Genomic DNA, 15136 nt, shown 5'->3' with positions numbered 1-15136 from the left:
TGATGATTATGAGCGTTGATGAAATTCAGGTCCGTGGGGCACGCGAACACAACTTGCAAAATGTGGATGTGAATATCCCCAAAAACTCCCTGACGGTCATCACCGGCCTTTCTGGATCGGGGAAATCTTCGCTTGCCTTCGACACCATCTATGCCGAGGGACAGCGCCGTTATGTAGAGTCTTTATCGGCTTACGCTCGACAATTTCTGGAATTGATGCAAAAACCGGATGTCGATCATATCGAGGGACTATCGCCTGCGATTTCCATTGAACAAAAGACAACCTCAAAAAACCCGCGTTCCACAGTTGGAACCGTGACCGAGATTTACGACTACATGCGTCTTTTATGGGCGCGTGTCGGTATCCCCCATTCCCCGGCAACGGGCCTCCCCATTGAAAGCCAGACCGTTTCCCAAATGGTTGACCGGATTATGGGACTGGAAGACGGCACCCGTCTTTATTTACTTGCCCCCATCGTGCGAGGGCGCAAAGGGGAATATAAAAAAGAATTTCTTGAGCTTCAGAAAAAAGGCTTTCAACGCGTTAAGGTCGATGGCGAACTTTATGATGTTGATGGCGTGCCGGAACTGAACAAAAAAATTAAACATGATATCGAAGTTGTTGTTGATCGTCTGGTCTTGCGCGAAGGGGTGGAAAGTCGCCTTGCCGACAGCATCGAAACAGCCCTTGAACTGGCCGATGGCTTGCTGTTTGCAGAAGACGCCAAAACAGGGGAACGTCACACCTTTTCAGCTAAATTTGCCTGCCCGGTGTCCGGTTTCACCATTGATGAAGTCGAACCCCGTCTGTTTTCGTTTAACAATCCGTTCGGGGCCTGCCCGGCCTGTGACGGACTGGGAACGGAAATGTATTTCGACCCACAGCTTGTGGTCCCCAACGAGTCTGAACCGTTAAGCAAAGCCATTGCCCCTTGGGCCAATTCCAGCAGCGTTTATTATGGACAAACCCTGCAAGCCATTGCTGCCCATTACGATGTTGATCTGGAAACACCCTATGGCAAATTGCCGCAAAAAGTCCGTGACGTGGTCTTGTATGGATCGGGCAAAGATGAAATCACCATTGCCTATAACGATGGCAAACGATCCTATCAGGTAACCAAACCCTTTGAAGGCGTGATCCCCAACATGGAACGGCGCTGGCGAGAAACCGACAGCTCGTGGGTGCGCGATGAGCTTTCCAAATATCAAACGGTAACCCAATGTTCCGCCTGTGACGGGCATCGCCTGCGCCCCGAAGCCCTCGCCGTTAAAATTGATGGTCTGCACATCAGCGAAGTCACTGCTTTTTCCATAGACGAGGCGGCAAAATGGTATGGATCACTGGAAGAAAAACTCGGAACCAAACAACAGGAAATTGCCCGGCGTATCCTGCGAGAAATTAATGACCGTCTCGGCTTCCTGATGAATGTCGGACTGGAATATCTGACACTTTCGCGTTCCTCCGGCACCCTGAGTGGGGGGGAAAGCCAACGCATTCGCCTTGCCTCCCAAATCGGGTCGGGGCTGACGGGGGTACTTTATGTTCTGGACGAACCGTCCATCGGGCTCCATCAACGCGACAATGACCGCTTGCTTGAAACACTTGTTCGTCTGCGCGATCTGGACAACACGGTTATCGTCGTTGAACATGATGAAGATGCCATTCGCAGTGCCGATTACCTGATCGACATGGGGCCGCGCGCCGGCGTTCATGGTGGAACCGTGGTTGCAGAAGGCACCCCGGATGAAGTCATGGCCAATCCCAAAAGTTTGACCGGGCAATATTTAACCGGCATAGAACAAATCCCCCTGCCCGTTAAACGTCGAAAAGGGCGCAAAGGGCAATCCATTAAAATTAAAGGGGCCAGCATCAACAACCTGCAAAATGTCGATGCGGAAATTCCCCTTGGTACCTTTACCTGTGTGACAGGTGTGTCCGGCGGCGGTAAATCCTCGTTGGTCATAGAAACCCTTTATAAAGCCCTTGCGAAGAAACTGCATGGCGCGCGCCTGCACCCCGGTGATTACAAAAAACTGGAAGGTGTCGAATTTATCGACAAAATTGTCGATATCGACCAATCCCCGATCGGCCGTACACCACGATCAAACCCGGCAACCTATACCGGGGCATTTGGTCCCATCCGGGAATGGTTTGCCAATTTGCCGGAATCTAAAACACGTGGTTACAAACCGGGGCGTTTTTCGTTCAACGTCAAAGGCGGGCGCTGTGAAGCTTGCCAAGGCGATGGAGTCATCAAGATCGAAATGCACTTCCTGCCTGACGTGTATGTGCAATGCGATGTCTGCAAAGGCAAACGCTATAACCGTGAAACACTGGATGTTCAGTTCCGTGGCAAATCCATCGCCGACATTCTGGATATGACGGTTGAGGAATCCGTTTATTTTTTCAAGGCGGTACCCAGTATCCGCGACAAAATGGTTACACTGGACCGGGTCGGATTGGGGTATATTCACCTTGGGCAACAAGCAACCACCCTGTCCGGCGGGGAAGCCCAGCGCGTAAAACTCGCCAAGGAACTGTCACGGCGCGCCACCGGTAAAACCATCTACATTCTGGATGAACCGACAACCGGCCTGCATTTTGATGATATACGTAAACTGCTGGAAGTGCTGCACGCCCTTGTTGATCAGGGTAATACGGTTGTGGTCATTGAACATAACCTCGAAGTTATCAAAACGGCGGATCATATTATCGATATCGGCCCGGAGGGCGGATCAAAAGGCGGGCGCATCGTCGCAACGGGCACCCCTGAACAGGTCAGTCAGGTCGAGGAAAGTTACACTGCAAAATATTTAAAAGACTATTTGAAGTAAGAGATAATAATCCACTGACTTCACAGAACCTATGAACGGGTATATAGTTTTCCAATGAGCGAAACCGATGCAATTTTTGAAAAACTGAACACATTGCAAGACGAATTAAAGCCGTTTTGCATTGCCCGCATCGGTGTGTTCGGATCGTTTGCGCGCGGCACCCCGCGTAGTGACAGTGACATTGATATGTTGATCGAATTTGCAGAAACACCCGGCCTGTTGCAACTGGCCGAATTGCGATTGAAACTGGAAGAAATCTTTGGCCGGCGGGTGGATATCGCCACCCGCGAAATGCTGGCCTCTGATATGAAAGACAATGTCCTAAGCGAGGTTATCTACGATGAAACCTCAACAAAATGAACGCTGGATCTTTCATCTCGACCACATGCTGCAAGCCATCAACCGGATTGAACATTATGTTGCCGGACTGACAAAAGACGATTTCGTCCATGATGACAAAACCATTGATGCCGTCATACGCAATCTGGAAATTATCGGGGAAGCCACTCACCATATCCCCAATAAGATTCGCAAACACTATCAGGCGATTCCCTGGATGGCTTTGCGCCAGATGCGCAACTTCCTTGCCCATGAATATTTCAATGTCGATCCCAATATTGTCTGGGAAACGGTTGTACGGGACCTCCACGGGTTGAAAATGTCTATTAAACGCTTGCTTCGCGATGCGGCTTAGCCTTCTATTCGCAATCGCACAATTTTTTTACAGTTGATGACCGTTCTATTATTGCCCTGACCAAAGCTTTGCTTTAGGAATGCAAGCTGTTGCAATTGCAATATTTAACCCCACATCAAACTGTGGGGTCATATCCGAAAGCCGAGCCGAATGAATATCTATCTGCCGATTGCCGAGATATCCGTAAATATGTTTCTCCTGCTTGGAATGGGAGGGGCCGTTGGGTTTCTGTCCGGCATGTTTGGTGTCGGCGGTGGATTTATGATGACCCCGTTGTTGATCTTTATCGGGGTTCCGCCAACCGTGGCAGTGGCAACCGGGGCAAACCAGATTGTCGCTTCCAGTGTCTCTGGCGTCATTGCCCATACCCGGCGCAAAAACGTCGATTTCAAAATGGGGTTTATGCTGTTGATCGGCGGTGTGGTCGGGTCAACAAGCGGCGTGTGGATTTTCACCGCGCTCACGGCACTGGGGCAAATTGATCTGGTGATTAAACTGGCTTATGTTTTGTTTCTGTCTGTTATCGGCTCTTTGATGTTTATCGAAAGTGCGCGCGCCCTTTGGCGCAAGCGATGCGGCTATAATTTATCCGGTAACGCCCATAAACGAAAAGATCATTCCGGCTGGCAACATAAACTGCCTTTTAAAATGCGCTTTCGCCGCTCCAAACTCTACATCAGTGCGTTATTGCCCTTAAGTGTAGGCTTTGTCGTCGGCATTCTGGTTGCCATTATGGGCGTTGGTGGCGGTTTCATCATCGTGCCAGCCATGATTTACCTGCTGGGTATGCCGACTTCTGTCGTTATCGGCACCTCCTTGTTCCAGATTATTTTCGTGACCGCAAACGTGACGATCTTGCAATCCACCAGCAACCAGACAGTTGATATTGTTTTGACCTTGCTGCTGCTGATCGGTGGGGTCATCGGTGCCCAATTTGGTGCACGCGCCGGCATGAAGTTGCAAGGCGAACAACTGCGCGTTCTCTTGGCTGTTATGGTTCTGAGCGTTTGTCTTAAGCTTGGCTTCGATCTGATTGTTACCCCCGACGATTTGTTCAATGTCGGCTTGCCGGGGGGGCATTGAAAATGCATCTCGTCCGCCTGACATCTGCTTTCCTCAGCCTTTTTGTAACGAGCTTATGCTTGAACGATGCCCGGGCGCAAAGCACAAACGAGATTGTGGCCGCCCTTGACGATCATGTGGTCGCGATTGACACCAGTTTCAGTGGCTCCAAAGTCCTTTTGTTTGGCGCAACCGAAGGTGAAGGCGATGTTATTGTTGTGGTGCGTGGCCCTTCGCGTGATGAAGTCGTGCGCAAGAAAGATCGCATCATGGGGGTTTGGGCAAATAATGAGGAAGTCACTTTCAGCGGCACCCCGGTTTTTTACAATATCGCCACATCCGCTACATTGACGGAAATGGTCCCGGCCTCGACCCGCCAACGCCTTGAACTAGGCCCTGATTATTTAAACAGCTATCTCGCCAGTAACAGCCGCGATATCGGTGATGCCAAAAAAGAAGAATTCTGGGCCGCCTTGCTGCGCAATAAAAAAAATAACGGCCTTTATGCCAGCGAAGCCGCACAGGTTAAATTTTTAGGCAAACGCCTCTTTCGTGCCGATTTCTTTTTTCCGCCCAATATCCCGATCGGGACTTATCTGGTTTATGTCTATTTGGTGAAAGACAAGGATGTGGTCAGCAGCCAAATCACTCCTTTGTTTGTCTCAAAAATCGGGGCGGAGGCTAAAATCTATGATTTTGCCCATCGACATAGCTTCGCATACGGTATTATTGCCGTTATTATCGCACTTGCCGCCGGATGGGTGGCATCAGTCGTCTTTCGTAAAAAATAATAACTTTTCTTTTTTGTAGGAGAATAAAAACGTGTTCGACGTAAATGAATATTTTGAAGGTAAAGTCAAATCCATCGCATTCCAAGGCGAATCCCTGCCCGCGACAGTCGGCGTCATGGCACCCGGGGAATATGAATTCGGCACCTCACAAAAAGAAACCATGACCGTTATCAGTGGTGCACTGACGGTTAAGTTACCGGGGGAAAATGATTTCACAACTCACGCATCCGGTGCCACCTTCAATGTCGATGCGAACGTAAAATTCCAAGTCAAGGTCGCCCAAGACACCGCTTATTTGTGCACTTACGAATAAGCATTACAATTTACCGAATAAAAAAAGCGCCCGTCAAACAGGCGCTCAGACTGCTGACAAAGTATTTTCAGTAAATAATTGACCAAAAGCCGTCGTCCCGCACTTGATGCGGGATCCATTTAAAGTCAATGGATTAGATGTTACTCTTTGGACAAAGATGGATCCCCGATCAGGGTCGGGGATGACAGTTGAGGGGCTTTGTCAATAACCTGAGCGCCCGTCAAACAGGCGCTTTTTTTATTTTGAATCGATCATCAACTTTATGCATTGGCTGCCGCATGAATGGCTTGCATATTTTGCGCATAATCCCCACCAAAAACGGCGGACCCGGCCACGACCACATTGGCCCCGGCATCCACAACCGACTTGATTGTTTTGGGGTTCACCCCGCCATCAACCTGAATATCGATATGTCGATCGCCGATCATTTCACGCAGACGTTTGATTTTGTCCAATTGCGATGGGATGAACTTTTGCCCGCCAAAACCGGGGTTCACACTCATCACCAGCACCATATCAATTTCGTCCAGCACATATTCCACAACATCGGCCGGGGTTGCCGGGTTTAACGAGACACCCGCCTTTTTGCCCATGTCCTTAATCATTTGGACAGAACGGTGCATATGTTTATCCGCCTCAGCATGCACGGTAATGATATCAGCGCCTGCTTTGGCATAATCCGCTAGGTAATTTTGCGCCGGATCAATCATCAAATGCACATCAAAAGGTTTATCCGTATAGGAACGGATCGCCTGAATAACACAGGGGCCAAAAGTCAGGTTCGGTACGAAATGACCATCCATGACATCAATATGGATCCAGTCCGCACCGGCTTTATCAACGGCGGCAACCTCTTCGCCCAACTTGGCAAAATCTGCGGACAGGATGGATGGGGCGATTTTAAGCATATTAGAACCTCGTTTAAAAAAGATTGTCCCCGCTATAACAAGGGCCACCTTAAAAGTACACCAAAAATCAAAAGAGCGCCTGCTTGAAACAGACGCCCTTTCATCATTCACTGAAGTACCGCTTAGCCGATAACCGGATCAAGTGAACCACTTTGATAACGATCAGCCATTTGCGCCAAAGACAACGGCTTGATCTTCGAGCCTTTACCCGCACAATTAAACAGCTCGTAACGCTGGACACATTCTTTTTCCATCGCCGCCATTGCCGGTTTCAAATAGAAACGCGGGTCAAACTGTGATGGGTCAGATTGCAAGGCTTTGCGGATTGCACCCGTAATCGCCATGCGGTTGTCCGTATCGATGTTGACTTTACGCACACCGTTTTTGATCCCGACGACGATTTCTTCCAGCGGCACACCGTAGGTCTGTTTCATCTCGCCACCATTGGCATTGATGATATCTTGCAGTTCTTGAGGAACCGAAGACGACCCATGCATGACCAAATGAGTATTGGGCAATTTTTTGTGAATTTCCTTCACCACATCCATTGCCAAAATCTCACCATCGGGTTTGCGGGTGAATTTGTAAGCGCCGTGGGACGTTCCCATCGCAATGGCCAAGGCATCGACTTTGGTTTTCTTGACGAAATCAACAGCTTGATCCGGGTCGGTCAGCAATTTGTCCTTGGACAACTTGCCTTCAAAACCATGACCGTCTTCTTTTTCGCCTTCACCGGTTTCCAGTGAACCAAGAACCCCCAATTCCCCTTCGACAGAAACACCGATCAAATGCGCAGCCTTTGTGACTTCTGCGGTTGTATCGACGTTATATTCATAAGAAGCAGGTGTCTTGCCGTCAGCTTCCAAAGACCCATCCATCATAACGGATGAGAAACCGGATGCCATTGCCGACATACAGGTACGCAATTCGTTGCCGTGATCCAAATGCATACAAACCGGAACATCGGGGTAAATTTCAACAGCGGCTTGGATCAAATGCTTGAGAACAGCATCATTTGCATAACTGCGTGCCCCACGGCTGGCTTGCATAATAACCGGAGAGTCGGTTTTAGACGCAGCCGCCATAATCGCCAGCATTTGTTCCATATTGTTGATGTTAAATGCCGGAAGGCCGTAGTCGTTTTCAGCAGCATGATCAAGAAGCTGACGCATGGAAACGAGTGCCATAGGATTTCCTCCAGATAATAATAATCAGTCAAAGGAGAAAGGCGCCCGATCAGAAATCAGCCGCCTTTTTCACAATTTAAACTCTTTCTTTTACGGCTTGTACGACAGCCTCGGACGTAATGCCGAAATGTTCATAAAGCTTATCCGCCGGAGCCGATGCCCCAAAACCGGTCATGCCGATAAAGGCACCGTTTTGACCGATATAGCGATCCCAGCCCATTTGCAGACCTGCCTCGACCGCGACACGTACACCATCACCCAATGTGTCGTGTTTATAAGCATCATCCTGTTTTTCAAACAATTCCCAACACGGCATGGAAACAACCGCTGTTGGAATGCCATCAGATTGCAGGACATCACGGGCTTGCATCGCGATTTCGACCTCTGACCCTGTTGCAATGATCGTGGCTTTACGCAAACCATCGGCTTCACGCAGCACATAGGCCCCTTTGGCAGATTTGTTTTCTTCGCTATATTCTGTGCGAACTGCTGGCAAACCTTGACGTGATAACGCCAATACAGAGGGTGTTTTTTCAGATTGCAGCGCCAGCATCCAGCATTCCAGCGTTTCCACCGCATCAGCCGGACGGAACACATTGGTATTGGGCATCGCACGCAACGAAGCAACCGTTTCAACAGGCTGGTGTGTTGGGCCATCTTCACCCAGACCGATGGAATCATGGGTCAGAACGTAAATAACACGTTGTTCCATCAGTGCTGATAAACGCATCGCCGCACGCATATAATCGGCAAAGACAAGGAAGGTTCCGCCATAAGGAACAAAACCGCCATGCAGGGCAATGCCGTTCATAAATGCTGCCATGCCGAATTCACGAATACCGTAATGCATGTAATTGCCACTGAAATCATCCGTTGTCACAGACTTCTGGCTATCGGCCTTCGTCAGGTTGGACCCGGTCAAGTCGGCAGAACCACCCAGCATTTCCGGGATCATTTCGCATAAGGCATTCAGCGCCATCTGTGAGGCTTGGCGCGTTGCTTTTTTCGGGGCATCTTCACACAGTTGCTTTTTGTAAGCATTGGCGCTGTCAATCCAGTTTTCCGGCAGACCACCGTCATTGGTGCGAACAAAGGTTTCTTGTGCATCCAGATCCAGTTCGTTGAAACGTTCCTGCCAGGCTTCGCGTGTTGCAACACCGCGTGCACCGGCTTCGCGCCATGCCTTCAGGATATCGGACGGAATTTCAAACGGTGCGGCATCCCAACCCAAATCCTTGCGCATTTGGGCAATTTCATCATCACCAAGCGGTGCGCCGTGGGTTTTGTGCGACCCTTCAAGGGTCGGTGCACCTTTACCGATTTTGGTCTTACAGGCAATCAAAGACGGCTTGCCGGATTTTTGTGCTTTTTCAATTGCGGCTGCAATTTCATCCGGGTTGTGACCATCAATGGCTTGCGCATCCCAACCGGAAGCCTCAAAACGCTTCAATTGATTGTCGCTGGCAGCCACACCCAAATTACCGTCAATGGTAATTTCGTTATCATCCCAAAAGACGATCAACTTGTTCAAATTCAAATGACCTGCTGTGGAAATGGCCTCGTGCGAGATCCCTTCCATCAAACAACCGTCACCGGCAATCACATAGGTAAAGTGATTGACCACCTCATCGCCATAACGTGCGTTTTGCAATTTTTCGGCAATGGCCATACCAACAGCGGTGGTAATGCCTTGGCCCAACGGCCCGGTTGTCGTTTCAATCCCTGTGGCATGACCGTATTCCGGGTGACCTGCGGTTTTCGCCCCAAGTTGGCGGAAGTTACGGACTTCTTCGATCGTCATGTCTTCATAACCTGTTAAATACAGGTAGGAGTACATCAACATGGACCCGTGCCCCGCCGACAAGACAAAACGATCCCGGTCTGCCCATTTGGGCTGCTTCGGGTCAAAATTCATATATTTGGTAAACAGAACGGTTGCAACGTCAGCCATACCCATCGGCATACCCGGATGGCCGGATTTGGCTTTCTGAACGGCATCTGCGGAGAGGAAGCGAATGGCGTTCGCCATATCCTTATGCGAGGTCATCGTAATACGATCCTTATTTCAAAAACAGCCCCTGAGACGGTGGGCGCACACTACCTGAGAGTCCTGTTTTAAGCAAGGTCGAAAAGCGTAAAAACCCCATAGAAAACCCAACCTTTTATCGGCATGTTCATATTTTCTTTTAACCTGTAATGGTTATATGATAACTTTGTTGCGCCTTACTTTAAAAATTTACAAATAGTTGCTCCCCCCATGCAATTTTCTTTGAGTAAAATCATATCATACTGTTTTGTGTCACTTCTCGGCTATATGCCTGTCGCTTATGGGAATGAAGCGGTTCGTTTATGCTATGAAGATGAAGATTATGCGCCTTATTTACGGGGTGACACGCAACAACCCGCAAAACCGAATCCGGGTGTATTGGTCGAAATCACCAAAGCAGCTTTTCAGGAAGCCGGGCAAAAAGTTCAATATATTCGCCGTCCCTGGAAGCGGTGCATGCACCTGCTGCGTGATGGCAAGATCGCCGGGATGTTTGGTGTCATCCATACGAAAGAGCGCGAAAAAATCGGAAAATACCCGATGCAAAACGGAGAAGTCGATCCAGAGCGACGCCTCTTGTTTGTCGACTATCCCATTTTTTACAATGCAGCCCATTCTGCAATTCAGTGGGATGGTCAAAGGTTTTCAGGTCCTGCCCCTCGTATAGGAACGCCGTTGGGATACGCCACGGTTAAGAGCCTGAAAAAAGAACATAAAATCATTCCGAACACATCTTTCCTGCCCGCATCAGGGCTTAAACTTGTCTCCGAAGGGAAACTGGATGGCTACATTGTTGAAAAAAACGTTGGGCTGTCTTTATTGTCTAAACTGGGATTAAAAGACAAAGTGGTTGCCCATCAGCCACCGTTCAAACGCCATGCTCTGTATTTGGTGCTCAGCCACGACTTTTACGAGAATAATTCAAAAGAAGCTGAGAAAATATGGTCAACACTTGCAGTTTTAAGAAAAACAGTGCTTGATAGCATTATGAAAAAATATATGTACAAAATTCAATAGACCATGTCGATTGATCTGATTGCCGTCAAGGCCAGCAAACAGTCCGCCGCAAAAAGACCACCTCTTCTGTTTATTCATGGTTCTTTCTGTTCCGCCCCGATCTGGCGCCATCGTTTTATGCCCTTCTTTGCCGCACACGGCCACGATTGTTATGCCGTCACCCTCAGCGGTCATGGGGAAAATGCTGACAACTGGGCGCTCCACTTCCTCGGGCTCAATGACTATGTGAAAAACGTCTGTGAAGCCATTGAACAAATTGGCGAACCCTGCGTTCTGATCGGTCATTCACTTGGTGGTATGATTGTTCAAAAATATATCGAAGATCATAGTTGTCTAGGCGCCGTTTTACTGAATTCCCTGCCCCCCAGCGGCGCACTCAGTTCCATCATGCATATGATGAACAATTCCCCCGACCTGTTTATGTCGCTCAATCAAGTGATGATGTTCGGCCCGGAAGCCATGAATTTTGATATGTTGAAACGCCTGTTGGTCAGTGATGATACCCATCCGGCATCCCTAGCAGAAGTTCATAATTTATTTCAGGTGGAATCTCTTCGTGTGCTAAACGATGTCACCTTATTCGACATCCCCCGCAAACGCGCCAAAGAAGGGTTCCCCATTGCCGTCATCGGGGGGGACAACGATACCATGATCCCCGTCAGTGCCTTGCATGAAACCGCAATCTTCCACGGTGCCGATCTGGAAATTATCCCCGGCGCCCCTCATGCCGTTATGCTGGATAAACGCTGGAAAATGGTAGCAGAACGTATTCGTTCCTGGATGCTGCGTAGCCTATGAGCGCAAACAAACAGTGGTTTGTATATGTTCTGATTAACCAGAACGGAGATTGCTACACCGGGGTAACATTGGACGATACCCCGGATCGACGCTTGGCTGAACATAACGGTGAACGTCCGGGGGGTGCCAAATACACACGGACCCGTGGCCCTTGGGAAGTTTTATATGTAGAAAACGGCTTCTCAGAAAGAGGAAAAGCGCAATCCCGAGAAGCCCAAATCAAAAAAGACCGTAAGTTTAAGTCACTGCTTAAACTCCATCGCGTTTAGTTGGTCACAACAATATTGCGTCCGGCATCCTTGGCACGATAGAGACGCGCATCAGCCTCTTTCATATAAGTATCCACTGTATCCTGCTTCGTCGGAATTTTGGCAAACCCACCGACAGAAACAGTCAAGCAGTCATTCACCTCACTTTTGACGTTCGGGATCGCCAAATCTTCAACCGCCCGGCGGATCAGTTCTGCAAAGATCAGATCATCATCTTCTTCATGTTCGCGTGAAATAACGGCAAATTCCTCCCCCCCAATTCGGAAAGCATAGTCGCTGGGACGGCGGCAAATTTCAAAAAGCTTTTGCCCGACTGTTTTCAGCGCAACATCCCCGCCGGAATGACCATAATGATCATTCAAACTTTTAAAATAATCAATATCCAGCATGTAAAGTGTCACCGCCTTATTTTCACGACGCGCACGTTTCATTTCCCGGTCCAAGACCCGTTCGAAATGGCGACGATTGTATAAACCGGTCAATTGGTCCGTTACTGACAATTCTTCAAGCCGTCGATTGACCTCGCGCAGTTCTTGCTCTGCAATAATACGCGCACGCCGTTCACGCATCAAATCCAGTGTACGTGTTGATAACCCGTCATACATTTTCAACACGGTTTCGATCAAAACGCGGAAGGAACCATTCATTTTACGATCCGCAAGAACTTTGGCTTCTTCCAACGTGCTGCCTGCATCCATACTGGTCACAACAAGGGCCAGTCGTTTATCGTCATCAATAATATGAAAAGCCAGCCAGCGGATCAAAAATTTAACCACGGCTTCGACAACATCCTGAGACGGGCTATCCCCCTCAATACCTTTTAGTTCCAGCACACGCGGCAAAAAGGAAGAATGGCTTAATTGATGGGAAATGAACCAGGAATCATCGCCTAAGTAATTGCTCCAAATCGCTTCTTCCTGTTCAAAATGGTAATGGGCATAATCAGCCAATTGTGCAAACGCATCATTTACCTGAGACATATCTTCGCGCACCAGCGAATTTGCCAGCTCATTCAGCAAATCAACCAGTTTTTTATGCTGTTCATCAATGACTTCGACACCGGTTTCAAAATTTTTATTCCACGGAAAAACTTCAAAATTATCCAGTTTATTTTTCGACATATTTACTTGGGCGACTTGCAAGGGAAATTACCTCATTTAGATAGTTTTATGTTCGCAAAATAACATATCCAAAAAGATATCACAATCCCGGTATCACTCATTGAGATGGGCGCACTGCACGTATAATTTTATCCCCTTTACGGTCAAAGACATACATGTTGTCACAGGACAGCGCCGGGCCTTCATGCAACACATCGCGCCACGGTAAAACAATATCGGCAATACGCTGTGCGGTGCTATCGCCGTTTGTAATAATCAGGCGCGACATGTCATAATTCCTTCTAGGTCAGGGATAAAGCCTCATCGAGGTCACGAATAATATCATCTGCCGTTTCCAGCCCGATCGACAAGCGTAAAACATCGGGACCAGCCCCGCTTGCGATTTGCTGTTCTTCACTAAGTTGACGATGCGTTGTACTTGCGGGATGAATAATCAAGCTGCGCGTATCCCCGATGTTGGCCAGATGCGATATCAGGTTGACGTTTTCAACCACTTTGACACCTGCCTCAAAACCACCTTTAACCCCAAACGTAAAGACCGATCCGGGTCCCTTCGGAAAATATTTCTGCGCCAGATCGTGATATGGGCTATCCGCAAGACCAGCGTAGGACACCCAGCTTACCGCCGGATGTTGCGCTAAAAATGTTGCGACTTTACGGGCATTTTCCACATGTCGTTCCATACGTAAATGTAACGTTTCAATCCCGGTTAAAAGGTTAAAGGCGTTTGTCGGGCTCATCGCCGGACCAAAATCACGCAAACCCACACAACGGGTTTTCATGGAAAAACCAAAATCCCCGAACGTTTCAATAAACGACAAACCGTGATAGGCAGGATCAGCTTCAACCAAAGCCGGATATTTCCCCGACTTCACCCAGTCAAATTTGCCAGATTCAATCACCGCACCGCCCATCGACGTTCCATGTCCGCCTAAAAACTTGGTGGCGGAATGAGTAATGATATCAGCGCCATGCTCAAAAGGGCGGAACAAATAAGGTGTCGCCATTGTATTATCGGCAATCAACACCATCTGATTTTCATGGGCAAGATCCGCCAGGGCCTGCGTATCCAGGATAACACCACCCGGATTGGCCAACGGTTCAATAAACAGGGCCTTGTGTTCCGGCTTGATGGCTGCCTTCACAGCCTCCAAATCCGTACAGTCCACAAAATCAACGTCCCATCCCAGACGTTTAAAACTGACCCCGAACTGGGTCATGGACCCGCCGTAAAGATTTTTTGACGCCAAGAAACGATCGCCCGGTTCCAGCAAAGAGAAAAAGGCCAAAAATTGTGCGGAATGCCCGGATGCACAACAAACACCCGCGCGCCCGCCTTCGAGATTGGCGATACGCTCTTCCAATGCCGATACCGTCGGATTTGTCAGGCGGGAATAGATGAAACCAAATGTTTGCAGATTAAACAAATCAGCCGCGTGATCGACATCATCAAACACATAAGACGTGGTTTGATAAATGGGCGTATTGCGTGCCCCTGTTGTTGCATCTGGTCGGCTTCCGGCATGAATTGCGCGTGTTTCCAAACCGTACTCTTTAGGTTGATTTGTCATTTTAACCTCTTGGAAGAAATAATACCGGAATTGATCCCTGCCCAGCTTAATTCACCAAACAGACGGCCATATTCAATTTTCGGGCAACGATCCATCACCACTTTCATTCCAGCAGTTTCTGCGCGTGTTGCCGCTTCATCATTGCGCACGCCCAATTGCATCCAGACTACCGAAATCTGCTTTTCATCTTTTAAAGAAATGGCTTCATCACAGATTGCCCCTGCTGCCTCGGAATTACGGAAAATATCGACCATTTGATAAGGACCGGGTACATCATTTAAAGACGCATAAACCGTTTCGCCTAAAATCACACCGCCTGCAAGCCCCGGGTTCACGGGAATGACACGGTAACCTTTGCCTTGCAAATACTTCATGGCAAAATGACTGGGACGGTTCCATTTTGCAGATGCCCCGACCATTGCGATCACACGCACATCACGAAGAATACCTTTCAACCAATCATCGTCATAAACAAGATTACTCATTATCACTTCCCTAAAAATGTATTTAAATCTGTTCTACAC

General features: G+C 48.6%; 16 protein-coding genes. 9 read left to right on the top strand and 7 right to left on the bottom strand.

The features are described from left to right. Positions 1–8 precede the first annotated feature (8 nt). From uvrA to ppnP, 6 genes are all read left to right on the top strand, one after another. The gene (gene uvrA / locus IEW74_RS10945) at positions 9–2834 is read left to right on the top strand and encodes an excinuclease ABC subunit UvrA (protein ID WP_188664813.1); all 2826 of its coding nucleotides are present in this window, start codon (positions 9–11) and stop codon (positions 2832–2834) included. 54 nt (positions 2835–2888) lie between these two features. Continuing rightward, on the top strand, positions 2889–3194 hold the full coding sequence (locus IEW74_RS10940) for a nucleotidyltransferase family protein (RefSeq protein WP_188664812.1): 306 nt from the start codon (positions 2889–2891) through the stop codon (positions 3192–3194). After that, positions 3175–3528, top strand: a complete 354-nt coding sequence (locus IEW74_RS10935; RefSeq protein ID WP_188664809.1) for a HepT-like ribonuclease domain-containing protein — start codon at positions 3175–3177, stop codon at positions 3526–3528. The genes IEW74_RS10940 and IEW74_RS10935 overlap by 20 nt, the downstream gene beginning before the upstream one ends. 150 nt (positions 3529–3678) lie before the next feature. Then, positions 3679–4611: a sulfite exporter TauE/SafE family protein gene (locus IEW74_RS10930; protein WP_188664807.1), complete on the top strand. Its 933-nt coding sequence runs from the start codon at positions 3679–3681 to the stop codon at positions 4609–4611. A 2-nt stretch (positions 4612–4613) separates the two neighbouring features. Beyond that, positions 4614–5381, top strand: coding sequence for a TIGR02186 family protein (locus tag IEW74_RS10925; RefSeq protein ID WP_188664805.1), 768 nt, complete (start codon positions 4614–4616; stop codon positions 5379–5381). Between the two features lie 31 nt (positions 5382–5412). After that, on the top strand, positions 5413–5694 hold the full coding sequence (gene ppnP, locus IEW74_RS10920; protein ID WP_188664802.1) for a pyrimidine/purine nucleoside phosphorylase: 282 nt from the start codon (positions 5413–5415) through the stop codon (positions 5692–5694). Positions 5695–5954: 260 nt separating this feature from the next. Here ppnP and rpe read toward each other — a convergent pair whose 3' ends face one another. The 3 genes from rpe to tkt form a co-directional block, all read right to left on the bottom strand. Next, positions 5955–6602 (bottom strand): ribulose-phosphate 3-epimerase, encoded by a 648-nt coding sequence (gene rpe, locus IEW74_RS10915; protein ID WP_188664801.1) that lies wholly within the window; start codon positions 6600–6602, stop codon positions 5955–5957. Positions 6603–6724: 122 nt separating this feature from the next. Further along, positions 6725–7789 carry a class II fructose-bisphosphate aldolase gene (fba, locus tag IEW74_RS10910; protein WP_188664799.1) on the bottom strand — a complete coding sequence of 355 codons (1065 nt, stop codon included), beginning with the start codon at positions 7787–7789 and terminating at the stop codon, positions 6725–6727. A gap of 76 nt (positions 7790–7865) precedes the next feature. Beyond that, a complete protein-coding gene (tkt, locus tag IEW74_RS10905; RefSeq protein ID WP_188664796.1) occupies positions 7866–9836 on the bottom strand; it encodes a transketolase in 1971 nt (656 codons plus the stop codon). A 378-nt stretch (positions 9837–10214) separates the two neighbouring features. Between tkt and IEW74_RS10900 the strand changes: the two genes are divergently transcribed. Genes IEW74_RS10900 through IEW74_RS10890 form a run of 3 tightly spaced genes read left to right on the top strand, consistent with a single transcriptional unit; the run spans position 10215 to position 11920 of the window. Further along, positions 10215–10853, top strand: coding sequence for a substrate-binding periplasmic protein (locus IEW74_RS10900; protein WP_188664794.1), 639 nt, complete (start codon positions 10215–10217; stop codon positions 10851–10853). 3 nt (positions 10854–10856) lie between these two features. After that, positions 10857–11651, top strand: coding sequence for an alpha/beta hydrolase (locus tag IEW74_RS10895; protein WP_188664791.1), 795 nt, complete (start codon positions 10857–10859; stop codon positions 11649–11651). Continuing rightward, positions 11648–11920: a GIY-YIG nuclease family protein gene (locus tag IEW74_RS10890; protein WP_188664788.1), complete on the top strand. Its 273-nt coding sequence runs from the start codon at positions 11648–11650 to the stop codon at positions 11918–11920. The genes IEW74_RS10895 and IEW74_RS10890 overlap by 4 nt, the downstream gene beginning before the upstream one ends. Here the strand turns inward: IEW74_RS10890 and IEW74_RS10885 are convergent. The 4 genes from IEW74_RS10885 to IEW74_RS17355 form a co-directional block, all read right to left on the bottom strand. Further along, positions 11917–13041, bottom strand: coding sequence for a GGDEF domain-containing protein (locus tag IEW74_RS10885; protein WP_188664786.1), 1125 nt, complete (start codon positions 13039–13041; stop codon positions 11917–11919). The two genes, IEW74_RS10890 and IEW74_RS10885, sit on opposite strands and share 4 nt — an antisense overlap. A 97-nt stretch (positions 13042–13138) precedes the next feature. Further along, entirely contained in the window at positions 13139–13309 is a 171-nt protein-coding gene (locus IEW74_RS10880; protein WP_188664784.1) for a hypothetical protein, read from the bottom strand. Positions 13310–13322: 13 nt separating this feature from the next. Then, entirely contained in the window at positions 13323–14612 is a 1290-nt protein-coding gene (locus tag IEW74_RS10875) for an O-acetylhomoserine aminocarboxypropyltransferase (protein WP_229734323.1), read from the bottom strand. Further along, the gene (locus IEW74_RS17355) at positions 14609–15097 is read right to left on the bottom strand and encodes a CoA-binding protein (RefSeq protein ID WP_229734322.1); all 489 of its coding nucleotides are present in this window, start codon (positions 15095–15097) and stop codon (positions 14609–14611) included. The genes IEW74_RS10875 and IEW74_RS17355 overlap by 4 nt, the downstream gene beginning before the upstream one ends. Positions 15098–15136 lie beyond the last annotated feature (39 nt).

This window comes from Terasakiella brassicae, from assembly GCF_014641495.1.
GTDB classification, from domain to species: domain Bacteria; phylum Pseudomonadota; class Alphaproteobacteria; order Rhodospirillales; family Terasakiellaceae; genus Terasakiella; species Terasakiella brassicae.
The sequence above is the reverse complement of the archived record's forward strand: the minus strand, read 5'-3'. Positions and strand labels throughout refer to the sequence as shown.